The sequence below is a fragment of the Microbispora sp. NBC_01389 genome (assembly GCF_045040095.1).
Classification (GTDB): domain Bacteria; phylum Actinomycetota; class Actinomycetes; order Streptosporangiales; family Streptosporangiaceae; genus Microbispora.
Genome location: NZ_CP109552.1, coordinates 2008182 through 2032847, shown reverse-complemented (window position 1 = coordinate 2032847; position 24666 = coordinate 2008182). Strand labels below are relative to the sequence as shown.

General features: G+C 74.3%; 19 protein-coding genes. 13 read left to right on the top strand and 6 right to left on the bottom strand.

All coding sequences use genetic code 11. The features are described 5' to 3' along the window. Positions 1-138: 138 nt before the first annotated feature. From OG344_RS09035 to OG344_RS09010, 6 genes are all read right to left on the bottom strand, one after another. Complete coding sequence (locus OG344_RS09035; RefSeq protein WP_405087826.1) at positions 139-885, bottom strand: ABC transporter ATP-binding protein; 747 nt, start codon at positions 883-885, stop codon at positions 139-141. Further along, on the bottom strand, positions 882-1853 hold the full coding sequence (locus OG344_RS09030; protein ID WP_405087825.1) for an ABC transporter ATP-binding protein: 972 nt from the start codon (positions 1851-1853) through the stop codon (positions 882-884). Before OG344_RS09030 ends, OG344_RS09035 begins: the two co-directional genes overlap by 4 nt. A 46-nt stretch (positions 1854-1899) precedes the next feature. Continuing rightward, the gene (locus OG344_RS09025; protein WP_405087824.1) at positions 1900-4722 is read right to left on the bottom strand and encodes a hypothetical protein; all 2823 of its coding nucleotides are present in this window, start codon (positions 4720-4722) and stop codon (positions 1900-1902) included. After that, positions 4719-8051, bottom strand: a complete 3333-nt coding sequence (locus OG344_RS09020; RefSeq protein WP_405087823.1) for an FtsX-like permease family protein — start codon at positions 8049-8051, stop codon at positions 4719-4721. The genes OG344_RS09025 and OG344_RS09020 overlap by 4 nt, the downstream gene beginning before the upstream one ends. Positions 8052-8226: 175 nt before the next feature. Continuing rightward, positions 8227-8814 carry a hypothetical protein gene (locus OG344_RS09015; protein WP_405087822.1) on the bottom strand — a complete coding sequence of 196 codons (588 nt, stop codon included), beginning with the start codon at positions 8812-8814 and terminating at the stop codon, positions 8227-8229. A 261-nt stretch (positions 8815-9075) separates the two neighbouring features. Next, positions 9076-9432 (bottom strand): hypothetical protein, encoded by a 357-nt coding sequence (locus OG344_RS09010; RefSeq protein ID WP_405087821.1) that lies wholly within the window; start codon positions 9430-9432, stop codon positions 9076-9078. A gap of 610 nt (positions 9433-10042) precedes the next feature. Here OG344_RS09010 and OG344_RS09005 point away from each other — a divergent pair. The 13 genes from OG344_RS09005 to OG344_RS08945 all read left to right on the top strand — a co-directional run bounded on the left by OG344_RS09005 (position 10043) and on the right by OG344_RS08945 (position 24662). Continuing rightward, the gene (locus OG344_RS09005; protein ID WP_405087820.1) at positions 10043-11428 is read left to right on the top strand and encodes a cellulose binding domain-containing protein; all 1386 of its coding nucleotides are present in this window, start codon (positions 10043-10045) and stop codon (positions 11426-11428) included. 259 nt (positions 11429-11687) lie between these two features. Then, positions 11688-14576, top strand: a complete 2889-nt coding sequence (locus OG344_RS09000) for a glycosyl hydrolase family 95 catalytic domain-containing protein (protein ID WP_405087819.1) — start codon at positions 11688-11690, stop codon at positions 14574-14576. 182 nt (positions 14577-14758) lie between these two features. Beyond that, positions 14759-16627, top strand: a complete 1869-nt coding sequence (locus tag OG344_RS08995) for a multicopper oxidase family protein (RefSeq protein ID WP_405087818.1) — start codon at positions 14759-14761, stop codon at positions 16625-16627. 121 nt (positions 16628-16748) lie between these two features. Continuing rightward, a complete protein-coding gene (locus OG344_RS08990) occupies positions 16749-17183 on the top strand; it encodes a hypothetical protein (protein ID WP_405087817.1) in 435 nt (144 codons plus the stop codon). Then, positions 17180-18094 (top strand): hypothetical protein, encoded by a 915-nt coding sequence (locus OG344_RS08985; RefSeq protein ID WP_405087816.1) that lies wholly within the window; start codon positions 17180-17182, stop codon positions 18092-18094. The genes OG344_RS08990 and OG344_RS08985 overlap by 4 nt, the downstream gene beginning before the upstream one ends. Next, positions 18081-19565 (top strand): V-type ATPase 116kDa subunit family protein, encoded by a 1485-nt coding sequence (locus OG344_RS08980; protein ID WP_405087815.1) that lies wholly within the window; start codon positions 18081-18083, stop codon positions 19563-19565. The genes OG344_RS08985 and OG344_RS08980 overlap by 14 nt, the downstream gene beginning before the upstream one ends. After that, positions 19529-19888 (top strand): ATP synthase subunit C, encoded by a 360-nt coding sequence (locus OG344_RS08975; protein WP_405087814.1) that lies wholly within the window; start codon positions 19529-19531, stop codon positions 19886-19888. The genes OG344_RS08980 and OG344_RS08975 overlap by 37 nt, the downstream gene beginning before the upstream one ends. Next, positions 19885-20121 carry a V-type ATP synthase subunit F gene (locus OG344_RS08970; RefSeq protein WP_405087813.1) on the top strand — a complete coding sequence of 79 codons (237 nt, stop codon included), beginning with the start codon at positions 19885-19887 and terminating at the stop codon, positions 20119-20121. Before OG344_RS08975 ends, OG344_RS08970 begins: the two co-directional genes overlap by 4 nt. A 5-nt stretch (positions 20122-20126) precedes the next feature. Next, the gene (locus OG344_RS08965; RefSeq protein WP_405087812.1) at positions 20127-20630 is read left to right on the top strand and encodes a hypothetical protein; all 504 of its coding nucleotides are present in this window, start codon (positions 20127-20129) and stop codon (positions 20628-20630) included. A gap of 5 nt (positions 20631-20635) precedes the next feature. Further along, positions 20636-22294 (top strand): V-type ATP synthase subunit A, encoded by a 1659-nt coding sequence (locus OG344_RS08960; protein WP_405087811.1) that lies wholly within the window; start codon positions 20636-20638, stop codon positions 22292-22294. Then, complete coding sequence (locus OG344_RS08955; RefSeq protein ID WP_405087810.1) at positions 22291-23676, top strand: V-type ATP synthase subunit B; 1386 nt, start codon at positions 22291-22293, stop codon at positions 23674-23676. Before OG344_RS08960 ends, OG344_RS08955 begins: the two co-directional genes overlap by 4 nt. Further along, positions 23673-24320 carry a V-type ATP synthase subunit D gene (locus OG344_RS08950; protein ID WP_405087809.1) on the top strand — a complete coding sequence of 216 codons (648 nt, stop codon included), beginning with the start codon at positions 23673-23675 and terminating at the stop codon, positions 24318-24320. The genes OG344_RS08955 and OG344_RS08950 overlap by 4 nt, the downstream gene beginning before the upstream one ends. Positions 24321-24434: 114 nt before the next feature. Continuing rightward, complete coding sequence (locus OG344_RS08945) at positions 24435-24662, top strand: DUF1918 domain-containing protein (RefSeq protein ID WP_405087808.1); 228 nt, start codon at positions 24435-24437, stop codon at positions 24660-24662. The last annotated feature ends 4 nt before the right edge of the window (positions 24663-24666 follow it).

The following is a 24666-nucleotide window of genomic DNA, read 5'->3' as shown; positions in this document are numbered from 1 at the left end:
GTACGAGAATCGGAGCCGCGCGTTGATCAGGACGTTGAGCCGATGACGCAGACGGCCGACGACAGCCGGTTCGGGGAACGCTTTCCCACACGACGTGGGCGGGAGGCGGTTGTCTCCGCTCCCGCGAACCCAGCTCGATCACGCCGTGGGGGCTTCGGCGGCGGGGGAGCCGGCCTCGGTGAGGGTGCCGTCGTGGAGTTCGAGGACCCGGTCGGCGATGGTCATGAGGAGGGGGTCGTGGGTGGCGACCAGGGCGGTGACCCCCTCGCCGCGCACGACGGCATGGAGCAGCTCCATGATCTGCCGCCCGGTCTGGGAGTCGAGCTGCCCGGTCGGCTCGTCGGCGATCAGCAGCCGGGGCCGGTTGGCGAGGGCGCGGGCCACGGCCACCCGTTGCCGCTGGCCGCCGGACAGTTCGTACGGCCGCTGGTTCATGTGCTGGTCGAGCCCGACCATCGACAGCAGCACGCGGGTGCGTTCCTCCCGTTCGGCGGCGGGCGTGCGGAGCAGGCGCATCGGCACGCCGACGTTCTCCGCCGCCGACAGGACCGGGATCAGCCCGAACGACTGGAAGACGAACCCGATGACGTCACGGCGCAGTTCCAGCAGCTCGGCCTCGGGCAACTCGCTGACGACGCGCCCCGCCACGGTCACCCGCCCGGTGTCGGGGCGGTCGAGCCCGCCGACCTGGTTCAGCAGGGTGGTCTTGCCGGATCCGGAGCGGCCGCGGACGGCGATCAGCTCGCCGGGGTAGGCCGCGAACGACACCTCGCGCAGGGCCACCACCTCCTTGGGCCCTGTCCGGTACGCCTTGCCGACCCGCTCCACGACGACGAGCGGCTCTCCCGACCGGTCGAGGGCGCCGGGTGCGTCTCGATCGCTCACTTCGCCTCCTCCGGCTTCTCCGGCTTCTCCGGCCGGGGTCTGTCCGGCCAGACTCCGATGTGGTCGCGCTCGAGTTCGAGCCGCACCCGGCGCTCCATGTCGAGGGCGTTGATGAAGTCACGGGGCAGCTGGAGGCGGCCCACGCGGTCGAGCACGGCGTACTCCTCGGCGATCACGTCGCCGCCCTCGGACGTTCGGCGGAGCGTCTCGCTGCTGGTGCGCCCGTCCCGGATGCCGACGGTCCGGTCCACCTGCTCCGACACCGTCGCGTCGTGCGTGACGATCACGGTGGTGACGCCGAGCTCGCGGTTGGCGCGGCGCAGCGCGGCGAACACCTGCTCGGAGTTCTCGCTGTCCAGCTCGCCGGTGGGTTCGTCGGCCAGGACGACCTGCGGGGAGTTGGCGAGGGCCACGGCGATGGCCACCCGCTGCTGCTCGCCGCCGGACATCTCACCCGGCCGGCTACCGGCGCGGTGCGCGACGCCGAGCAGGTCGAGCAGCTCACCCGCCCGGACCGCGCGGGCCGTACGGGACCCCTTGCCGGCCAGGCGCATCGGCAGCCGGACGTTCTCGGCGGCGGTCAGATAGGGCAGCAGGTTGCGGGCCGTCTGCTGCCAGACGAACCCGACGACCTCGCGGCGGTAGCGCAGCCGGTCCTTGGCGGTCATGGCGAGCAGGTCGGTTCCGGCGACCCGCGCGACTCCCGCGGTGGGCACGTCGAGCCCGGACAGCACGTTCAGCAGGGTCGACTTGCCCGACCCCGAGGCGCCGACGACGGCGATCAGCTCGCCCCGGTCGACGAGCAGGTCGAGCCCCTGCAGCGCGACCACCTCGACGCCCTCGGTCTTGTAGATGCGCACGAGGTTGTCGCACAGGACGTGCGCGTGCTCCCCGAACGCCGGCCGTGCCCGCCCGGCCCGCGCCTCCAGCTGGGAGAGCGTCGGAGTGTTCGACTCCACCTCACTCACCTCATCACCTCACTTGCCGCACTTCGCCCCATTCCCGCACGTCGCCTCATTCGCCCGACCGCAGGACGGAGCCGGGTGACCGCCGCCGACCGGTCAGGGTGTGGAGGAACGCGCCCGCCACGGCGACGGCGGCGAGGCCGGCGGCCAGCAGCATCGGCGTGGTCAGGTCGAGCTCGTACGCCCGTACGGCGAGGTCGCCCGCGTAGACGCCGAGATCGACGCCGGGCCCGAGGGCGGAGGGCAGGGCGAGGCCGAGCGCGAGACCCGCGCACGCGGTGAGCACGATCATTGGGACGACCTCCAGCACGGTGAGGCCCGCCGCCCGGCGGTCCGACAGGCCGAGAGCGCGCAGGTACGACAGGGCGCGCGCCCGGTCGGCGGCCCCGGCGACCAGTGCGATCACAACGGTGAGCAGCGCGTATCCGGCCAGGGCGATGGTCACGATGCGGAAACCGTCCTTGATCGTCTCTGCGAGCGGGGTCGCGGCGATCTTCCGGCGCGACTCCTCGACGGTGACCACCCGGACGTCCGGCAGGTCGCCCTCGGCGGCCCGCAGCCGATCGCCGTCGAGGCCGTCGCCGCTGCTCCCCGATCCCCGGACGAGCAGCGTCCCGGCGTACGGGCGGGCGCCCGCCCGGGCGGAGGCGTCGTACGGCACCACGACCAGGTTGCTCGTGGCGGTGGTCAGGCCGGGGAGCCCGCCCGTGACGACACCCCGATTGGTGACCCGCATGCGGACGTGCCAGCCGATCTCGAAGGTGCTCAGATGCGCCAGGTCGGGCGAGACCAGGGCGGGGACGCTCTGCCCGGAAGTGGCCTGGGCTGGAGTGCTCTGTGCTGGTGTGCTCTGTGCTGGCTCGGTCGGGGCGGGTGCGGTCGGGGCGGGTGCGGTCGGGGCGGATGCGGTCGGGGCGGCGGCCGTGTCCGGCGGCGGGCTCGGCACGTCCAGCGGGGAACCGGCGACGAGGCGGCGGTAGGCGTCGAGGTCCACCGCGACGACGGTCACGTTCCGCCCGCCGAGATCGAGCTGGGCCAGTCCCTGGTCGACCGGCACTACCGCTCGTACGCCCGGCGCCCGCCGGATCTTCTCGATCGTCTCGGCGGTCAGCCCGGACTCGCGCTCCACCCTCGCGCCGGCCCCGGTCGCCTGCCACGCGGCGAGGCGCTGGGCGCCCTCCAGCGTGCCGCCGGCCACCGCCCCGTACACCGAGACGGCGAGCGCGGGCAGCAGGATCAGCACGGGCAGCGCGCCGGCCCGCCCGGCGCGCGCCGCCAGGGCGAGCCCCACGAACGGCACGGCGCCCCGGGCCCGCGCCACGAGCCGCACGAACAGGCGCAGCGGGTACGGATAGCAGCGCAGTGTGACAAGCGCGGCGGCCACCGTGAGCATGACCGGGACGAGCGTCAGGAACGGGTCGGCCCCCCGCGCCTCGACGCCGGTGGTGAGGCCACGGCCGCGCAGCAGGTACGCGCCCGCCAGCGCCAACGCGACGACCAGCAGCTCCAGCACCGTCCGCCGCGGCGAACGACGGCGGCCCGCCACATCGTCACGCCGGACCGGCAGCGGGGTGCGATGGGCGAGCGCGACGCGGGCCGCCGCGAAGCCCACCGTGGCGGCGGCGAGGAGCAGCGGTCCGGTGTACACGATCGGCGTGGTGGGCCCGGACATCGCGGGCAGCAGGAGGGAAAGCCCATACCCGGCCAGGACGGCCGGGACGACGGCCAGCGCGGCCGTTCCGGTGCCCGCCGCGACGACCTGCCCGAGCGAGGCGCCCCGCGCCCGGGCGAGGGCCAGCGCGTCGCGCATGCGCTCGGTCAGGAGCTGGACGGCCAGCGCGATCACGCCTCCGGCCACCGCCACCAGCCCGCCGAGGATGAGGAACATCAGCGCCTGCGCGGTCGCGAGCCGCGCCAGGAAGCCGGCCAGCACCCGTCCGAGCGAGGTGTCCAGGACCTCCGCGAAGCTCCCGCCTCCGGACCTGGCGGCCTCGACGCCGAGGACGCGCCGGTAGTCGGCCACCCCCTCGACCACGGATGCCGCGTCGCGTGCGGTGACGGCCGAGGGGTCCACGGCGATGCCCCAGATGTAGACGAGGTCGCGTCCCTCGCCGGTCAGTTCGGTGAGCGAGGCCTCTCCGGTCAGAGCGGTGACGGACAGCTCCTCGCTGTCGCCCCCCGCGACGGGCCGTGTCGTGACCTCGACCATGTCGCGGTTGCGCCGCCAGAACCGGTCGTCCGCACCGATCGGCTCGAACAGGCCGGTGACGCGAGCGAGCACGGGATGGCTGTGGCCCAGCACGAGAGTGGCGCCGAGGGGGATGTCCATCTTCTCCGCGGCGGCCCGGGGCAGGGCGATGTCGAATCGGCTGACGTCCGGCAGCTCCGGATGGCCCGGCACGTCCGGCACGGTGGCCGGCGGCCCCGGCGGCGACCCTCGCACGTAGCGGACGCGGCGCTCGGCGCCGGACACCCAGCCCAGGTTGACGTACTCGGCCGGCCGCCGCTTCTCCGGCCCCAGGAAGGCGGCCACGGGCGTGCCGAAGGTCTTGGCCGCGAACCGGCCGTCGTCGCCCCGGGGGGCGTCGAGGAGCGGCGTGAGGGACGGCGGCACCAGCGCCCGCCACCGGCGGTCCTGCGTCCGGAACCCCTCCGCACCGGTGATGTGCTCCCCGAGGACCGCCGGGCTCATCGCGACGGTCAGGTCGGCCGCCTCGGCGGGGTCCTCGGCGAGCAGGGCGTGCGCGGCCCGGTCGTAGGCGGCCTCGAACCGCCGGGGCAGCCCGGCGACCAGCAACGACGCGCTCAGCGCCAGCAGCGCGAGCACGGCCGCGGCGCCCCGGTGGACCCTGAGCAGAAGCAGCGGGTTCATCGGTCCTCCCCGGCGCGCAGCGCGCCGCCGAGACCCCGGCGGCGCAGCGAGTGAGCCAGGCCCGCGACGATCGCGAACAGCAGTACGGCGACGACCACCGGCAGCGCGACCGTCGCCGCCCACGGGACCTGGAGCACCACCTCGGGGGTGACCGACGCCGCCTGGCCGGTCAGCACCAGATTCGGGACGACCAGTGCCGCGACCCCCAGCGCCAGCACGGTCCCGGCGGCGAGGGACAACGCGATCAGGAACGCCTGCTCCACCGCCAGCAGGGCGAAGACCTGCCGTCCGCTCACGCCGAGAGCGCGCAGGACCGCGAACTCCGAGGCGCGCTCCCGCGCCGCCACGGCCGCGTTGACCAGGAAGCCGAGCACCGCGAAGACCAGTGCGGCGGCGAAGCCCAGCACCAGCGCGCCCTGCAGGCCGCTCGCCAGCGGGTCGTCCCGCAGCCGCAGTGTCAGCGCGCCGAGATCGACGACGGTCTGCTCCCACTCCGGATGGCGGGCCAGCGCCGCCGCGGCCCCGGCCGTGTCGCCGCCCGCGGTGGACATCCACCACTCGCCCGGAACGCGCGGCTCCCGCGCCCCGGCGAGGTCGGCGGCGAGCAGCGTGGGCAGGTCGGCGAGGACGACCGGCACCCCGGCGGGCGTGCCGGGCATCGCCTCGACGACGCCGGCGACGGCCACCCGGAGCCGCTGCCCGTCCAGGGTCAGCAGGCCGGTACGGCCCTCCGCGAGCCTCTCCCTGGCCGCGATGTCCGCGGTGACCACCACCGGCAGCGGACCGCCCACCCCGCCGTCCACGGGGGCGCCGGTCGAACCGCCCTCGGCGGTCAGACTGACGTACTCGGGATCGGTGTCCTCGCCGGCGCTCCGGCCCGCGGGCGCGGGCACGGTGAGGGTGAGGATCCCCGCGCCGGTCGTGACGCCGGGAAGGCGGTCGTCGCCGCGCACGCCGTCTCCCCACCGGGGCGCCCACCGCAGGCCCTCGGGCAGGGCGACCGAGGCGCCGGTGTCGGTGGTGATCGCGTCGACCGTGAGGCTCACCCCGCCCTCGGGGACGGGGGCCGGCACCCGCACGACGAAGCCGCGGACGTCGAGCGGGTAGCTCAGCCTGCCCGACCGCCCGGCGAGCGCGGCCAGGTCGACGGTGACCGGGTGCGCCTCGCCGTCGGCCACGAGCGGGCCGACGGGCACCTGCTGCCGCACTCCGAGGGCGTCCGCGATCACCATCCGGAGGTCCGGCCCCGAAGAGCCTGGGGAGCCCGAGCCCGAGGAGCCCGGTCGCCGCGGGCTCGCGGGCGGCGCGCCCAGGCCGGCCCGTACGGAAAGGGTCAGCTTCTCCGGCGTGCCGGGCAGCGGGACGGCCGAGACCGCCGGCCGTCCCGCGGCCAGGCGGGCGGCCAGCGTGCCCACCGGGCGGCTGCCCAGGTCGGGCCGGAGCATCAGCATCGGCCCGAGCTTGGCGGCGTCCGCCGCCAGCAGAGTGCCGCTGCCGCCCGAGAAGGCCATGGTGCCCCGGTAGACCGGCGTGATCGCCGTCACGCCGGGCAGCCCCGCGTAGACCGGCCCCCTGCCGAGCCGCCCCAGCTCACCCGACACCGGCGCGGCCGACACCCGCAGATCCGCGCCCGCCTGATGCCTGGCCTGGTCCACCTGCGAGCCGCGCCAGGTCGCCGCCGTCGTCATCGACACCACGCCGATCGCCACCGCCATGGTGAGCAGCAGGGCGGGACCGGAGTATCGCTCCGGACGGCGGCTCACCTGCCACGCGCCCAGAGCCGGAGCCAGACCCGCCCTCCGCGAGGTGAACCGCCCGGCGATCCGCGAGACACGCGGCACCAGCCGCAGACCGAGCATGCCGCCGCACAGCAGCGCCAGGGCGGGCCCCGTCACGATCAGCGGGTCGATGCCGAGCCCGCCGCCGGAGGTCGCGGTCACCGGGGCGCCGTAACGCCGGAGCTGCCAGATCGCCAGCGCCGCCACCACCAGCAGCGCCACGTCACCACCCGCCCGTTGCAGCAGCCCCTGCCGGGCGCCCCGGCCGCGTTCCGCCTGCTCCTCCACATACGTGCGCCGGGCGCCGCGCAGGGCGGGAAGCGCGAGCAGCACCGCGCACGCCAGCGCCACCGCGGCCGCCACGCCGAACGTCGCGGCGCCGGGACGCGCCACGACGCGGACCCCGGAGGCCCGGATCCACGGGATCGCGTCGACCAGGCCGAGCAGCGGCGGCGCCAGGAACGGGGCCAGCGCCGCGCACGGCGCCGCCACCAGCAGGGCCTCCGCGCCCGCCGACAGCGCCAGACGCACCCCGCCCGCCCCCCGCGAGCGCAGCAGCGCGACCTCCATACGCCGGTGGTCGGCCAGCAGCCGCGCGGTCAGGACCAGCGCGTACGCCGCGAGCAGCAGCAACTGCAGGACCGGGACGAGCATCGTGGACCGCGCGACCAGCGCCGCCCGGTCGAGCCGGCTGAGCATCCCGGGCAGGTTGGTCACGGTCTCGCAGGCCGGGCAGTCGCGCTTCAGGTCCTCGCCCAGCCGGGCGACGGACGCGGAGAAGGGCCGCAGGCGCTGCGGGGTGAGCATGCCGAGATCGGGCACGGCCGTCCAGGTCACGGCGACGCTCGTGCGGGCGGTGAACCTCGCGAGGAAGGTCTCCCCGGGCACCATGAGAGGGCCGTAGGTGGTGTAGTCGCCGTGCCGGACCCCCCGGCGCAGCAGGTCGTCGCTGTCCCACCGCCCCAAAGAGGAGTCGTCCAGCCGGAAGACGCCGGTCAGCCGGGCCCGTACGGCCGTGTCGTCGAGCCGGCCCACCACGCGGAACTCGTCGCCCACGCCCAGATTCATCGCCTGCGCGGCGGCCTGGGACGCGGCGACCTCGACGACGCCGCCGGTGGCCGGCCGCGGCCAGACCCCCTGCATGAGCCGCGCGTGCCCTTCCAGCCCTTCGTCCACACCGAACCGGGTCAGCTCCGGATGCGTCAACCGCTCCTGGCCGGGGAGCGCGTAGGAGTCGGAGCGGGCGCTGAGGCGGACGTCGTACCGCACCGGACCCCCACCGGAGCCGGCCAGGGCCGCGAGGCGAGCGTGTACGGCGCGTTCGACGCCGGCGAAGGTGCCCTGCCGGACGGGCGCGGTGATCGTCGTCGCGACGCTGCTCGCCGGGGCGTTCTCCATCGCCCGCCGCACGCCGACCTCGGCGACCGAGGAGGTGTAGGTGGCCAGCGCGACCAGCGTCGTGGTCGCCAGCAGGATCGAACCGAAGGCGGCCAGGAGAAGCCACGGCTCACTGAGCGCACGCCGCACCGCCAGAGGTGCCCGCACCCCCATGAACCGCCTCCCACCAGGCTTCCGCATTGCCACCATCACGCTGCTTCGGATCTCTGAAGCAGCCTCTTCTTCTCCCGCAGGAGGTTGTGCGGCACGAGGCACAGCGATAAGCGGAGGATGCGCTTGACCGGCCCGTCTGTCACGCCTGTCTAGTCCACCAGAAGGCTGAGGCTTCTCAAAGCCCGGCTGTAGTGGCGCTCCAGCTCCAGATCGATCCGCTTAACAACGTGGGCGGGGCGTAAACAGCCGCACCGAGCTCTCTTGCCATCATGGTGTGCGCCGTCCACCTGTGACTCAGTGGACCGCTCTCCAACAGGGCCGCTCTCCACAGATCCAGCGCCCACAGGGCACTCTCGATCATGAGCCCGTTTCGCTTCCTGGAGAGCAGGCAGGCCTCTGCCAGCGCTGCCACCCGTTGCTGAGCGCTGAGAGAAAACCAGAGCGGAAGTCCGATCGACAGAACGGGTTCCCCGCGCAGACCAACGCGCTGATAGAGCACACCCATGTCCAGATCCCGGGCGACGATCCTCACCGGCGGCTCAAGCCCCACCGCCGAGGCCACCCGCGACACGACAGCCTCCAGCGCCGGCGCGGAAGTCACCGGTTCCGAGTCAGGCGGAATCCGGGGTAACCGCGGCCGAAGGCAGACCCCGATCGCGATGAACAGAGCGCCGACAAGCCAGGTCAGCAGATATCCAGTAGTGGAGGAAAGAACGAGCACACCGAGCGCGAGCATGAGAACGGGAATTCCGTGCACGGCCAACGCCAATGCGTAGGCACCTGTTCTTCGCACCCGCGGCACCGGTTCCTCCCCCAGAACCTCCCAGAACCGATGTGGCGGCACTGGCCCGAAAATTGAGCCTATGAGCGGGTGGTGCGACCGGCAACCCTTCAGGACGGGTAGGGGTGAGCGCGAATTCACGCATGGGTGACGACGGTCGTATTCGTACTCCCTGGCCGCCTGGGGGGCGGCCATGCGCTGATCTTCGGTCGCGCCGGGGGAACGGTCAAGGGCGGGCCGGGGTCACTGGCCGTAGGAGAATCGGAGGCGTGCGTTGATCAGAACGTTGAGCCGATGACGCAGATGGCCGACGACAGCCGGTTCGGGGAACTCCCCGGGCGTCGACAGCGTCCAGCGCAGCGAGCAGCCGTTCTCGGCGGGCCGGATGTCGAAGCGGATCTCGTCGCCGGGCCGTTCGGGCCAGAGCGACGACCAGACGACCAGCTCCGGTCTGACCGCGCGCAGCACGCGGGGTTCGACCTCGTCCGGACGCAGATCGAGCCATGGCCGTCCGCCCGGACGCCGCGGTTCGGTCAGGCTTTCCCACACGACGTGGGCGGGAGGCGGTTGTTTCCGCTCCCGCGAACCCAGCTCGATCATCCCGCCAGAGTACGTCCCTCCGGCGGGCACTTCTAGGGGGCGGCGACGGCGGGGCCGCGGCGTGGTGTCCGCCGGGTCCCGAGGAAAACCGCAGCCATGCCCTCGGATGATTGTTAACGCTAACAAAACGAACTCGTTGTCGCCCTCCGTTTCGAGAGACCCAACCGGTGGTGGTGGGGCGGAGCAAAGCCGAGGCGGGGGCACGGTGTCAAGTGGCGTTGTACGTCCGGACGCGAACGCGGGAGCGCGTGAACGCGGTCAAACTGCAGTATCAGGGGGCTCTGCGGGCCCAGCGGAAACGGCGACGGGGTGAAACGTTCATCCGATGACTCCGCTCCCGGATCACGCGCCGGCCGGGACGATGCCGGGATCACGAGGCGATTTGCATAGATCGGTGCTTTCGCGGCGTCACCCTACTCTTGACACATTTCGGTGATGTTTCCACACTGAGCCCCGAGGCGGTCTCCCGCTGTCCGGTGGTGGTGCGCGGGGCGGAGGGCCGCCGTTCGCGACGCCCGCATGGTGTGCGCTCCCCTGCCCGGGAGCACGGCGTCCAGCGCTCAATGCCCCGCGTTTCCCCTTTTCTGATTTCAGTCATGGAGGCTCAGGCATGGGCGCACACGCAGTTCCGCCGGGGACCCGGCGACCAGCCACGGACCCGCCCGCGTCCGGGCCCGGCTCGCGGAGCCGGTCGCTCCGGCGCGCGCTGGGCCGGGCGATGGCGGCGGCTGTGGCCGTCGCCGGGCTGTTCTCTGCGGCCGTCGCGACCCAGCCGGCCTCGGCCGCGGACAATCCCTACCAGCGCGGGCCGAACCCGACCGTGGCGAGCGTCGCGGCCAACAGAGGGACCTTCGCGACCGCGCAGACCAGCGTGCCGGCCGGCAACGGCTTCGGTGGCGGAGTGATCTACTATCCGACCGACACCAGCCAGGGCACGTTCGGCGGGGTCGCGATCGTGCCGGGCTACTCGGCCCTCTTCGCCAACGAAGAGGCCTGGATGGGCCCCTGGCTCGCCTCCTTCGGCTTCGTGGTGATCGGCATCGAGACCAACACCCGCACCGACAGCGCGGACGCCCGGGGGACCCAGCTGCTCGCCGCGCTCGACTACCTCACCCAGCGCAGCTCGGTGCGTGACCGCGTCGACCCGAACCGGTTGTCGGTCGTCGGCCACTCGGCGGGCGGCGCGGGGGTGCTCAGCGCGATCCTCCGGCGGCCCACCCTGAAGGCCGGGATCGGGCTCGCGCCCGGCTCGCCCGTCGGTGACTACGGCCTGTCCAACGACCGCGTGCCGACGATGTTCATCTCGGGGCAGAAGGACACGACGGTCACGCAGTCCTACCTCAACGGGCTCTACACCACGATCCCGGCCTCGACGCCGAGCGCGTGGGTGGAGATCACCGGGGTGGACCACCTGTTCGCGACGCGGGCCAACACGACCGAGATGCGGGTGCTGATCCCCTGGCTGAAGATCTGGGTGGACAACGACACCCGGTACACCCAGTTCCTGTGCCCGCTGGCGGACTCCGGCAACATCTCGATGTACCGCAACAAGTGCCCGTACGTGCCGCCGGGCGGGTCGTCGCCGTCGCCGAGCGCCTCCCCCTCGGCCAGCCCGTCGCGCTCGCCGTCGCCCTCGCCCTCCCCGTCGCAGTCGCCGTCGCAGTCGCCGTCGCCGTCCACCAGCCCGTCGCCCCCGCCGCCGGGCGCCTGCGTGGCCGCGTACCACACGGTGAACTCGTGGCCCGGCGGCTACCAGGGAGAGGTCACGGTGACGGCGGGCGGCTCGGCGGTCAACGGCTGGACGGTCAGGTGGACGCTCGGCAGCGGCCAGACGATCAGCCAGCTCTGGAACGGCACGCTGACCACGAGCGGCTCCGCGGTGACGGTGAAGAACGCCTCCTTCAACGGCTCGCTCCCGGCGGGCGGCTCGGCCACCTTCGGGTTCCTCGCCACCGGCACGCCGTCGACCCCCACCCTCACCTGCACCAGCCCGTGACCGCCCGCGGCACGGTGTGCCGCCCGATGTCCCGTTGACTCCGGAGAGGGGCGGCACACGACCCTCTCCGGGCTCCGGCAGGGCCTCTTATGGCGGTGGGAGGCTCTGCCGGAGAGAACTTCACCCCTACCGCCACCTCGCTCAGGGCCTTCGGGCCGCAGGTCATCCCCCCGGACACCCGCCACGTCTCGCCGGAGTGGAACTCCCGGTCGAAACGATTCCAGGTGTCCGTCCCCGCCGTGAACTTGGAGAAAGTGAATTGTCTGATTTCACCCGAAGGCAAGCGCTGCGCTTCGGCGCGGCCGGAGCCGGAGCCGCGCTGGCGCCGTTCCAGTGGACGGCGGCCGCCCGCGCCGCCGCCGCGGCCCCTCCCGAGGTGCGCGCCGCGAACGACCTGGCCCTGTGGTACGACGCGAGCGCCGGCACCGACTGGCTGCGCGCGCTGCCGATCGGCAACGGCCGGCTGGGCGCGATGGTGTTCGGCAACGTCGACACCGAGCGGCTGCAGCTCAACGAGGACACCATCTGGGCGGGCGGGCCGTACGACCAGAGCAACACGAGGGGCGCCGGGGCGCTCGCGCAGATCCGGCAGCTGATCTTCCAGAGCCAGTGGAGCCAGGCCCAGACCCTGATCGACCAGAACATGCTGGGCAACCCCTCGGCCCAGCTCGCGTACCAGACCGTCGGCAACCTGCGGCTCACCTTCGGCAGCAACAGCGGAGTCTCGGAGTACAGCCGTTTCCTGGACCTGACCACGGCCACCACGACCACCACGTACCTGCAGAACGGCGTGCGGTACCGGCGTGAGGTGCTCGCGAGCGCGCCGGACCAGGTGATCGCCATTCGCCTCACCGCCGACAGGGGCGGCTCGATCACGTTCTCCGCGACGTTCGACAGCCCCCAGCGGACCACGCGCTCCAGCCCGGACGGCACGACGGTGGCGCTCGACGGCGTCTCCGGCGACCAGCGGGGGCTGGCGGGCAAGGTCAAATTCCTGGCGCTGGCCCGGGCCGTCGCCGACGGCGGCACGGTCAGCAGCTCGGGCGGCACCCTCCAGGTGCGGGGCGCCAACAGCGTGACCGTGTACGTCTCCATCGGCTCCAGCTACGTGAACTACAAGGACACGAGCGGCGACTACCAGGGCATCGCGCGGCGCTACCTCGACGCCGTCAACGGCAGGACGTACGACGACGTGCGCTCCCGGCACGTGGCCGACTACCAGCGGCTGTTCGGGCGCACCACGCTCGACCTCGGCCGCACCTCGGCCGCCGACCAGCCGACCGACGTGCGGATCGCGCAGCACGCGAACACCAACGACCCGCAGTTCTCGGTGCTGCTGTTCCAGTACGGCCGCTACCTGCTGATCTCCTCCTCGCGGCCGGGCACCCAGCCGGCCAACCTGCAGGGCATCTGGAACGACTCGCTGAGCCCGGCGTGGGACTCGAAGTACACCCTCAACGCCAACCTGCCGATGAACTACTGGCCGACGAACACGACGAACCTGCCGGAGTGCTTCGAGCCGGTGTTCCGGATGATCAACGACCTCACGGTCAGCGGCGCCCGTACGGCCCGGGTGGAGTACAACGCGGGCGGCTGGGTGACCCACCACAACACCGACGGCTGGCGGGGTTCGTCGGTGGTCGACTTCGCCTCGGCGGGCATGTGGCAGACCGGCGGCGCGTGGCTGTCCACCATGATCTGGGACCACTACCTGTTCACCGGCGACGTCGACTTCCTCCGGCAGTACTACCCGGCGATGAAGGGCGCGGCGCAGTTCTTCCTGGAGACGCTCGTCCAGGAGCCGAGCCTGGGTTATCTGGTGACGAACCCGTCGAACTCCCCCGAGCTGAACCACCACTCCGGCGTCAGCGTGTGCGCCGGCCCGACGATGGACAACCAGATCCTGCGCGACCTGTTCAACGGCTGCGCCAAGGCCAGCGAGGTCCTCGGCACGGACGCGACCTTCCGGAGCCAGGTCCTGGCCGCCCGGGACCGGCTCCCTCCGATGAAGGTCGGCTCGCGCGGCAACATCCAGGAGTGGCTGTACGACTGGGTGGAGACCGAGCCGCAGCACCGGCACATCTCGCACCTGTACGGCCTGCACCCCAGCAACCAGATCACCAAGCGGGGCACCCCCACGCTCTACAACGCCGCCCGCCGGACCCTCGAACTGCGCGGCGACGACGGCACCGGCTGGTCCCTCGCCTGGAAGATCAACTACTGGGCGCGGATGGAGGAGGGCGACCGCGCGCGCAACCTGATCCGCCTCCTGGTCAGGACGGACCGGCTCGCGCCGAACATGTTCGACCTGCACCCGCCGTTCCAGATCGACGGCAACTTCGGCGCCACCTCGGGCATCGCCGAGATGCTGCTGCAGAGCCACAACGGCGAGCTGCACGTGCTGCCCGCGCTGCCGTCGGCGTGGTCGACCGGCAAGGTGCAGGGCCTGCGGGGACGCGGCGGCTACACCGTCGGCGCGACCTGGAGCTCCGGCGCGATCACCGAGATCCTCGTCAAGTTCGACCGCGCCGGCACCGTCAACGTGCGCAGCCGGATCTTCACCGGCACCTACCAGGTGGTCGACGCCGAGACCGGCAGCGCCGTCACCGTCACCAAGCCCGAGGCCGACGTCATCGCGCTGCCCGGCCAGGCCGGCCGCACCTATCGCCTGACCGGCTCCGGCAGCACCTCCACGCCGTCGCCGTCGCCGTCGGTGTCGCCGACGCCGGTGCCCTCGGCCTACGTGCGGATCGCCAACGCCACCACCGGCCTGGTGCTGGACAGCGGCGGCAACGTGGCGTCGGGCTCGAACCTCAAGCAGTGGAACTGGGACGGCAGCACCAACCTGCAGTGGCAGCTGGTCGACCTGGGCGGCGGTTGGTACCGCATCGTCAACCGCACCAACGGCATGGTCATCGACAGCTGGGGCAACTCCTCGAACGGCGCCAACGCCAGGCAGGCGGCCTGGAGCGGCAACAACAACCAGCAGTGGCGCCTGAACGACGTCGGCAACGGCCGCTACCAGATCGTCAACCGCGGCACCGGGACGTCCCTCGACGGCATGGGCTACACCAGCGCCGGCTCCGCCGTCGGCATGTGGGCGCCGAACAACAACACCAACAACCAGTGGACGATCAACGGCGTTTGACCCGGGCGATCCGGGCATGATGGAAGGGAGTGCCGGGGCGGCGGGGGTTCGCCATGAACAAACGGGACGCACAAGGGGCCGCACAAGGGGCCGCGCAACCGGACGCACAGCCGGACGCGCAACCGGACGCACAGCGGCTGACCCGACGGGACTTCCTCGCAGGATGCGCGGCGGTCCCGCTCGTGGGGGCGCACGGACCGGCGGGACCCGCCCGCCGGCCGGCGCCCGCCGGGCTGCCGCTGCTCGACGCCGCGTCCGTGCCCAAATACGTGGCCGCGCTGCCCGTTCCCGCCGTGATGCCCACCGTGATGCGGGCCGCGCCCACGGGTGACGGCTCGCCCGACCGCTACGTCATCGGCGTGCGCCGGTTCCGGCAGCAGATCCTGCCGCCCGGCGCACCGGCCACGGCCGTCTTCGGCTACGGCTCGGCCCCGCACCCGGGCACGTTCGCCGTTCCGGGACGCACGATCGAGGCCCGGGTGGACCACCCCGTCCAGGTGACCTGGGTGAACGAGCTGACGGACCGGTGGGGTGATCATCTCCCGCATCTGCTGCCCGTCGACCCGACGCTGCACTGGGCGAACCCGCCCGGCGGCCGGACGGGCCGCGACCGCAGGCCGGCGTTCGCCGCGACCCCCGGGCCGTACCGGGGGCCGGTCCCGGTGGTGACCCACCTGCACGGCGGGCACAGCCTGGACGACAGCGACGGATATCCCGAGGCGTGGTTCCTGGCCGCCGCCGAGATCCCGGACGGCTACGCCCGGGAGGGGTCCAGGTACGCCGATTTCGCCGCCGCCCACGCGGCTCGTACGGGCGTCGCCTGGCGGGCCGGGTCGGCCGTCTACCGGTACGGCAACGACCAGCACCCGGGCACCCTCTGGTACCACGACCACGTGCTCGGGATGACCCGGCTCAACGTCTACGCCGGCCTGGCCGGGTTCTATCTGCTCCGCGGCGGCCCGGACGACCTGCCGCCCGGCGTCCTTCCCGGCCCCGCGCCGGGGGCGGGCACCCGCTGCCACGAGATCCCGATCGTCGTCCAGGACAGGACGTTCGCGGCGGACGGCTCGCTCTTCTACCCGGACAGCCGCGCGGCCCGCGGGTACGGCGGCCCGTACGTCCCGCACACCGACGTCCCGCCCATCTGGGTGCCGGAGTTCTTCGGCGCCACCATGACGGTGAACGGCCGGACCTGGCCGCTGCTGGAGGTGGAGCGGCGCCGTTACCGGTTCCGCTTCCTCAACGGCTGCAACGCCAGGGTCCTCGACCTCGGCATCGCCGCCGCACCGGTGGCCCGGCCCGTCCGATCGGCGCTGCCGTTCTGGCAGATCGGCTCCGACGGCGCGTTCCTGCCCGCGCCGGTCGCGCTCGACCGGCTGCTGCTCGCCCCGGCCGAACGCGCCGACGTGGTGGTCGACTTCACCGGCGTCCCCCCGGGCACCCCGCTCTACCTGGTGAACGAGGGGCCCGACGGGCCGTACCAGGGGGACGCCGCGGCCGCGCCCGCCGATCCCGCCACCACCGGGCAGGTGCTGAAGTTCCTGGTGCGGCCGGCCTCCGGCCGCGACTCCAGCGTGCCGCCCGACCAGCTGGAGCTCCCCCGGACCGCCCGGCTCGGCCCGGCCGTACGGACGAGGCGGCTCGCCCTGCTGGAGCAGGGCTCGGCCGTCCGGGGAGCGGGTCCCGTCGCGACCCTGCTGGGCGACGCCGCCGGGCCGGGCTGGGCCGCGCGAAGGTGGCACGACCCGGTCACGGAGAACCCGGGCGTCGGCGACGTCGAGGTGTGGGAGTTCCACAACCTCACTCCGGACGCGCATCCCATCCACATCCACGAGATCCTGTTCGAGGTGCTGGACCGCACGCCGTTCCACGGCACGGCGCGGCCGGCCCGGCCCTGGGAGCGGGGACGCAAGGACACGGTCATCGCCCTGCCCCGGGAGGTGACCCAGGTCAAGGCCCACTTCGACCGGCCCGGGCTCTTCGTGTGGCACTGCCACATGCTGGAGCACGAGGACAACGAGATGATGCGGCCCTACCGCATCGGCGGCTGAGGCGAGCGGACGGGGCGCGACCGGGGCAAAGATTGGCGGGAGGGGCACCAGTTTCGGGGCCGCCGACCTGCACGATGCGACCATTGCCGGGGCATCACTCCATGCGGGTGGAGGTGAACGGATGGCTCGGTTGCGTGACTTCCTCGAGCGGTTCCGTCCGGCGGGCATACCCGGCGCCGCGGCGCCCGCCGGAGTGCCGGCCGACTACGCGGCCGACCCGGCGACCGAACTGGAGGCGGTCTTCTCCTTCCTGGAGGAGACGCGGGAGCGGTGTGCCCGGGAGCGGCGCGCCGCCCGTCAGTGCGCCGAGGAGACGCGGGACCACGCGCGGGCCCGGGCCGCCGACGTCCTGTCCGCGGCGCGGGTGGAGGCGGCGGCCGCGCGGGCGCGGGCCGCGTCGTCGGCCCTGCTGAGGGCGGAGGAGGAGGCCGCGACTCTCCTCCGGGACGCGGAGGCGGCGGCCGAGCGCGTCCGCGAACGCGCGGCGGAGCGGACGCCGGACCTGGTCGCCCTGGTCGTCGCGGAGGTCCGGGCTCTCGCGGGTGATCCGCCGTGACCGCCGCCTGGGTCTCCGGGTCCACCCGGGCGAGGGCGCTGCTGAGCCGGGGGCTCGGCCCGCGCCGGGCCCGCAGTCTCGCCGCCTGCGGCTCCTGCGCCGAGGCGGTGGCCGTGCTCGCGCGCTCCTCCTACGGGCACGACGTACGGCCCGGCCAGAGCCTGGCCGACGCCCAGTGGGCGGTGCTCGCCACGCTCCTGTGGCACGTGCGCGTCCTGGCCGGCTGGCTCCCGAGGGAGGGCGGCCAGATGATGCGCCTGATCGCCCGGTGGTTCGAGATCGCGAACGTGGACGAACTGATGTGCCGCCTGAGCGGCCGGCCCGCCGAGCCCGAGTTCGTCCTCGGGTCGCTCGCCACGACCTGGCCGCGGCTGCGGCGGTGCCGGTCGCTGACCGAGATCCGGACGACCCTGGCGGCGTCCCCGTGGGGTGATCCCGGTGGCGCGGCCCGCCGGGAGATCCAGCTCGGCATGCGCCTGTCCTGGGCGGAACGGCTCGCCGCGACCCTTCCGCCGGCCGCCCGGGACTGGGTCGCCGGCGCGACGGCCCTGCTGGTCGCCCGGGAACGGCACGCGGAGCGCCGTGAGCTTCCGGCCTGGGCGGGTGACCGCTCCCGCGCCCTGCTGGGGCCGGACGCGCTCGCGGCGGCGTCCGTCGCGGACATGACCCCGCGCCTGCCCTCCTCCGCGCGCTGGGCGCTGCTGGAAGTCGACGACCCGAGTGGGCTGTGGACCGCCGAACGGCGCTGGTGGAGACGGGTGGAGGACGACGGCCGCGCCCTGCTCGCGGGCTCCGCCTTCTCGGCCGGGCCCGTCCTGGGGGCCGTGGCCGTGCTCGCCGCGGACGCCCGCCGGGTCCGGGCCGCGCTGGAACTGGCCGCGCGGGGAGGCGGCGGCGATGTCCTCCTCTGAGTCCTCCTCTGAGTCCTCCTCTGACGCCGGCCACCCGCGCCCCGCCGCCTCGAACCCGGACGCCTCGAACCCGGACGCCTCGAACCCGGCCGACCCGCATCCCACCGCCTCGAACCCGGCCGGCCCGCGCCCCGCCGCCTCGAACCCGGCCTGGCGGGACGCTATGCGGCCGGTCCGGATGGAACGGGTCGCGATCGTGGCGCCCTCGCGCGTGCTGACCAACGTGCTGCGGCGGGTCGGGGACGCCGGGCTGGTCGAACTGTCCACGCCCGCCGACGCCTCCCTGGAGACGGTGGCGCGTACGGCCGTCGTCCGGGACGAGGTCGCGGCGCTCGCCGGCTGGATGCCCGCCCCGGCGATGCCCGAACTGGCGGGCCGTCTCGCGGCCCTCGGCGGCGCGGTCGTCGCGATCTCCCGGCCGAGGGGCGCCGAGGCGCCGTCGCTGCTGCGGGCGGGCGGGCTGCGCGGGTCGCTGTCCCCGGTCGTCTCCACGTACGGGACCGTGCCCTACCGCGACATCGATCCCACTCCGCTCGCGGCCGGGGCGTACGTCGTGATGTTCGGCATGATGTTCGGCGACGCCGGTCACGGGGTGCTGCTGCTCGTCGCGGCGGCGGTGCTGTACCGCGCGCACCGGACGGGCCGCACAGACCGCACAGGCCGCGCGGGCCGCCCGGGAGCGCTGGCCCGGTTCGGCCGGGGGTGGCCGTTCGCCCTCGGCGCGGGGGTGACGAGCATCCTGTTCGGCCTGGCCTACGGGGAGTTCTTCGGGCCCACCGGCCTGGTGCCGGTGCTGTGGCTGGCGCCGCTCGCCCAGCCCGTCCAGCTCCTGCTCACCGCGCTCGGCGTCGGCGCGCTGCTGCTCGGCGCCGCCTACGCGCTCGGCGTCGTCAACCGATGGCGCGAGGGCGGCTGGCCGGTCGCGCTCTACTCCCCGGCCGGGATCGCCGGCGCGGCGCTGTTCACCGGGGCCGGCCTGGCGGTCGCCGGTTGGTACGCCGGCCTCGACCTCCTCGCGCTGGCCGGCGGCCTGCTCGCCGCCACGGGGCTGGTCCTGGCCTTCACCGGCTTCCTGGCCGACGCCGGCGGTGGTCCGAGCGGGATCGCCCAGGCCGTCATGCGGCTGTTCGACGTTGTCGTACGGCTGGGCGCGAACCTCGTGTCGTTCGCCCGGCTCGCGGCGTTCGGCCTCACCCACGCGGCCATCGGCTCCATCGTCTGGGTGGGCACGACCACGCTGTGGGCGGGCCGCCCGGTCGCCGCGGTGGTGGTCTTCGTCGTCGGCAACGCGCTCGCGTTCACGATCGAGGCGCTGGTGGTCGGCGTCCAGGCGCTGCGGCTCGAGTACTACGAGCTGTTCTCCCGGCTCTTCCAGGCCGAGGGGCGTCCGTTCCGTCCGTGGCGTCTTCCACCGACATCCGGGGAGGCGAGGTCATGTCCGTCTGGATCAGGAGAGGCCTGCAGGCCGTGAACGCCGTCGTCGTGCTCGCCGCCCTCGCCGTCCTTCTCGCGGCGCTCACCGCGGCGGGCGCTCCAAGGGCGGACGCGGGCGGTGCCCAGGCGGCGGCGGCCGCCGCGGCCGTGAACGGGACGGCGCTGCTCGGCGCGGCCATCGCGGTCGGGGTCTCGGCGATCGGCGCCGGCATCGCCGTCGCCTACACCGGGGCCGCCGCCCTCGCCGCGATGAGCGAGCGGCCCGAACTGTTCGGCCGGGCCATCGTCATCGTCGGCCTCGCCGAGGGAATCGCGATCTACGGCCTCGTCGTCGGCGTCATCCTGATCCAGAGGGCGTGACGGGCGTGGGAACCGTGGCCGTGATCGGAGAGGCCGTCCGCGTCGCCGGGTTCGGCCTGGCGGGCGCGCGGGTCCTCGTGGCCGAGGACGCCGAGGAGGTCCGTACGGCCTGGCTGAGCCTCGGGCCGGGGGTGGCGGTCGTGGTCCTCACTCCCCGGGCCGCCGAGGCCCTCGACCCCACCGCGCCGGGGGAGGCGTCCGGCGGTCCGCTGACGGTGGTGATGCCGGGATGACGCCGATGCGGGACGCGCTCGCTCCCGTGACGGAGGCGCTGCTGCGGCAGGCGCGGCTGGACGCGGACGCCGTCGCCGGCGCGGCCGAGCGCGAGGCCGCCCGTACGGTCGCCGACGCCCGCCGGGATGCCTCGGCCGTCGTCGCCGACGCCACCCGGCAGGGGGAGGCGGAGGCGGCGGCGCACGCGGCGGCGGCGCGGGCGCGCGCCCGCCGGGAGGCGCGCGGCCGGGAACTGGCCGCCCGGCGGGAGGCCCTGGCGGACCTGCGCGGACGGGTCGTCGCGGCGGTGCGGGCGCTCCGCGGCGATCCCTGCTATCCCCGGCTCCTCGACCGCCTGGGCGAACTGGCCCGTGAGTCGGGCGGCGCGGATCTGGTGATCCGCGAGCACCCGGACGGCGGGGTCGTGGCCGAGGGGCCGGGCCGCCGGGTCGACTGCTCCCTCACGGCGCTCGCGGAACGCGCCGTCGACGCCCTCGGCGCGGAGGTGGAACTCCTGTGGGCACCGTGACGAGGGTGAACGGTCCGCTGGTCGAGATCGAGGGCCTGGCCGGGGCGGCGATGTTCGAGTCGGTCGTCCTCGGGCCGCACCGGCTGCCCGGCGAGATCATCGCCCTGCGCGGCGACCGGGCCACCGTCCAGGCGTACGAGTACACGGGCGGGCTCGCCCCGGGCCAGCCCGCCGAGCGCCGGGGCGCGCCACTGTCGGCCCGCCTGGGCCCCCACCTGCTCGGCGGGGTGTTCGACGGGCTGCTCCGCCCCCTCGGCGGCGTCGGCATGTGGCTCGACCCCGCCGCACCGCCCGCCCGTACGGATGACCGCTCGTGGCGCTTCACGCCGCTGGCCGGGGAGGGCCGCGCGGCGCCGCGCGGAACGCCCCTGGGCAGCGTCGAGAGCGGCTCGTCACCGCCCTACCTGGTGCTCTCACCCGGCGGCGAGGTGGCGCGGATCCGGCCAGCGGGCCCCTGCCCCTCCCGGGCGCCCGTCGCGGTCGTGGGAGGCGTCGAGGTGACTCTCGAACGCGAGCAGCCGGTGCGGCGGGCCCTGCCGTACGCCGCCCGGCTCCCCGAGCCGGTCCCCCTGACGACCGGGCAGCGGGTCGTCGACCTGCTGCTGCCGGTGTCCCTCGGCGGCACGGTGGCCGTGCCCGGAGGGTTCGGCACCGGCAAGACCGTGCTGCTCCAGCAGATCGCCAAATGGTGCGACGCCGACGTGGTGGTGTACGTCGGCTGCGGGGAGCGCGGCAACGAGATGGCGGACGTCGTCGCCGAGCTGGGCGAGCTGGCCGACCCGCGCACCGGCGGGCGGCTCGCGGACCGGACCGTCGTGATCGCCAACACGTCGAACATGCCGATGATGGCCCGCGAGGCCAGCGTCTACACCGGCGTCACGGTGGCCGAGCACTTCCGCGACATGGGCTACGACGTGGTGGTCATCGCCGACTCGACCTCCCGGTGGGCGGAGGCCCTGCGTGAGCTCGGCTCGCGCCGCGGCGCGCTCCCGGCGGAGGAGGGCTATCCCGCCGATCTGGCCTCCGCCCTCGCGGCCTTCTACGAAAGAGCGGGCCGGGTGACCACGCTCGGCGGCGCCACCGGGTCGGTCACGATCATCGGCGCGGTCTCCCCGCCCGGCGGCGACATGACGGAGCCGGTCACCGCGCAGACCCAGCGGTTCGTCCGCACCTTCTGGGCGCTGGACCGCGACCTCGCCTACGCGCGGCACTACCCCGCGGTGTCCTGGCCGGGGTCCTTCGCCCGCGACGCGGACGCGATGGCCGCGGCGGTCCCGGACGGCGCGGAGCGACGGGGGCGGGTGAGCGGCCTGCTCGCGGAGGCCGAGCGCGTCTCCGCGCTGGCCGAGCTGGTCGGAGCCGGCACGCTTCCCCCGCAGGAACGGGTCACCCTGCTCGCCGGACGGCTGATCGCGGAGGGCTTCCTGCGGCAGAGCGCGCTCAGCCCCCGCGACCCCTTCTGCCGGCCGGAGCGCACCGCCCTGCTCGCCGACGCGCTGCTCGCGGTCGTCGACCGCTGCCGGACCCTTGTCGAGGGCCAGGTGCCGGTCGCACGGCTGGAACAGCAGGACTTCACCCCGATCCTGCGGGCCAAGGAGGCGCCCGAGGAGGAGATCGCGGCCCGGCGCGACGCGGTGCTCGCCGCGCTGGAGGGATCGCGATGACGGCCTGGGCCCCGGTATGGGCGCCGGTGGAGTACACGGACGTGGTCGAGTTGCGCGGGCCGCTGGTCGTGGTCCGCACCACCGGGGGCGTCGGCTGGGACGAGCAGGCGTCGATCGAGCTGGAGACGGGGGAGCGCCGCCAGGGTCTCGTCCTGGAGGCCGACCGCGACCTCGCCGTCGTCCAGGTCTTCGAGGGCACCGCCGGGATCCGGGCCGAGGGCACCCGCGTCGCCTTCGCCGGGCATCCCCTGCGGATCCCCGTCGGCCCGGGCTGGCTGGGCCGGGTCTGCGACGGCCGCGGCCGGCCGCTGGACGGCGGGCCGCCGGTCTTCGGCGCGGCGGACGCGGCCGTGAACGGTCTCCCCCTCAACCCCACCCTGCGCGAGCCCCCGTCGGATCCGGTGCTCACCGGTGTCTCCGCCATCGACCTGCTGACCACCCTGGTCCGGGGACAGAAGATCGCCGTGTTCTCCGCCGGCGGGCTGCCCCACCTGGAGCTGGCCGCCCAGATCGCCGCGCAGGCGAACGCCGGAGGCGAGACGTTCACCGTCGTCTTCGCCGCGATCGGGCTGACCCACGCCGACGCGGCCACCGTACGGGACACTCTGGAGGAGCGCTCCGCCGCCGGCGAGCTGACCCTGCTGCTGAACCTCGCCGACGACCCCGTCATCGAACGGATCCTCACGCCGCGGCTCGCCCTGACCATCGCCGAGCACCTCGCCTTCGCCATGGGACACCACGTGCTGGTGGTGCTCGCCGACATGACCGGCTACTGCGAGGCGGTGCGGGAGGTGTCGGCCGCACGCGGGGAGATCCCCGCCCGGCGGGCCTACCCCGGCTATCTCTACAGCGACCTCGCCTCCCTGTACGAACGGTGCGGACGGGTGCGGGGACGTCCCGGCTCCCTCACCGTGCTGCCGGTGCTCACCATGCCGGCGGGGGACATCACGCATCCGGTGCCCGACCTCACCGGTTACATCACCGAAGGCCAGATCCTGCTGACCAGGGACGTCGGCCCCTATCCGCACATCGACCCGCTCTCCTCCCTGTCGCGGATGATGCGGGCGGGCGTGGGTGCGGGCCGTACGCGGCCGGAACACGCCGACCTCGCCGCGCAGATCGTCGCCGCCCTCTCCCGCGCCCGGCAGGCGAGGGAACTGGCCGAACTGGTCGGGGAGAGCGCCCTCGGCGAGGGAGACCGCCGTCACCTCGCGCTGGCGGAGGCGTTCACGCGGCGGCTGCTCGCCCAGCGCGGCGACGAGCCCCGCTCGCTCGCGGACACCTTCGGCCGTGCCTGGGAGGTCGTCTCCGTGCTTCCCCGCCGGGACCTGACCATGCTGTCGCCCGAAGCGCTCGACGCGGGCTACCGGGAGAGACGTTGAGAATCCGCGTCCCTCCCGGGAGGGCCGGGCGGCTGTGGCTGCGGCACCGGCTGGCCGTGCTGCGCCACGGACTCGCCGTGCTCGACCGCAAGCTGCGGCTCCTGCGGCAGGAGCGGGACCGCCTCGCCCGCGAGGCCGCCCGCACCGGCCGGGAGTGGGAGGAGGCCTGCCGGGCCGCCGACGCGTGGGTGTCGCGCGCCGCGCTGCTCGGCGGACGGCGGGTGATCCGGCTGGGCAGCGACGGCCGCCTCGCCGAGGTGCGAGTGGACTGGACCGACGCGATGGGGACGCGCTATCCCCGCCGGGCGCTCTTCCGCCCGCCGGACGAGCCCGGGCCGTCGGCTCCGCTCCCGCTCACCGCCGCGCTCGTCCCCGCCCGCGAGGCCTGCCGCGCCGCGCTGCGGGCCGCCGTGGACCACGCGGTCGCCGCGGCGGCCGCCCGCGTCGTGGCCGCCGAGGAGGAGGCGACCGGCCGCCGCATCCGCGCGCTCCGCGACCACGTCCTCCCCCGCCTGGAGGCGGCGCTGGCCGAGGTCGAGCTGTCCCTGGACGAGGCGGAACGCGCCGACGGCGCCCGGGTCCGCCGCGCCGCCGCCGCCCGCGAGGCCGCCGCCCGCGAGATCGAACAGGGCCCCGGAGGCTGATCCATCCGCGGCGACAGGGCAGGAGGTCCCTCGGTTACGGGACCTCCTGCCCTAAGCGGGAGGCGCGGCCCCGGCCACGCTGGAAGAGCAGCGACGGGGGAGAAGGGGGCGTACATGAAAGCGGCAGTCGGCGACCGGCTGATCATCGAGAGCCTTCACCTGGACGGGCCTCGCCGTACGGGCGTCATCACGGCCCTCCACCACAGCGACGGGTCCCCGCCGTACATGGTCAGATGGCTGGACGAGGAGCACGAGACCCTCATCTTCCCCGGCCCGGACGCCCACGTGGAGCCCCGCCGCGAACGCCGTAGGGAGGCGGGGGCCCGTCCGGCCGCCCGGTGACGCC

Excerpts from the sequence above, each read along its gene's own strand:
- OG344_RS09005 (WP_405087820.1), top strand. The coding sequence starts at position 10,043 with ATGGGCGCACACGCAGTTCCGCCGGGGACCCGGCGACCAGCCACGGAC.
- OG344_RS08990 (WP_405087817.1), top strand. The coding sequence starts at position 16,749 with ATGGCTCGGTTGCGTGACTTCCTCGAGCGGTTCCGTCCGGCGGGCATA.
- OG344_RS08955 (WP_405087810.1), top strand. The coding sequence starts at position 22,291 with ATGACGGCCTGGGCCCCGGTATGGGCGCCGGTGGAGTACACGGACGTG.
- OG344_RS08965 (WP_405087812.1), top strand. The coding sequence starts at position 20,127 with ATGCGGGACGCGCTCGCTCCCGTGACGGAGGCGCTGCTGCGGCAGGCG.
- OG344_RS08980 (WP_405087815.1), top strand. The coding sequence starts at position 18,081 with ATGTCCTCCTCTGAGTCCTCCTCTGAGTCCTCCTCTGACGCCGGCCAC.
- OG344_RS09025 (WP_405087824.1), bottom strand. The coding sequence starts at position 4,722 with ATGAACCCGCTGCTTCTGCTCAGGGTCCACCGGGGCGCCGCGGCCGTG.
- OG344_RS09010 (WP_405087821.1), bottom strand. The coding sequence starts at position 9,432 with ATGATCGAGCTGGGTTCGCGGGAGCGGAAACAACCGCCTCCCGCCCAC.
- OG344_RS08945 (WP_405087808.1), top strand. The coding sequence starts at position 24,435 with ATGAAAGCGGCAGTCGGCGACCGGCTGATCATCGAGAGCCTTCACCTG.
- OG344_RS08975 (WP_405087814.1), top strand. The coding sequence starts at position 19,529 with ATGTCCGTCTGGATCAGGAGAGGCCTGCAGGCCGTGAACGCCGTCGTC.
- OG344_RS09020 (WP_405087823.1), bottom strand. The coding sequence starts at position 8,051 with ATGGGGGTGCGGGCACCTCTGGCGGTGCGGCGTGCGCTCAGTGAGCCG.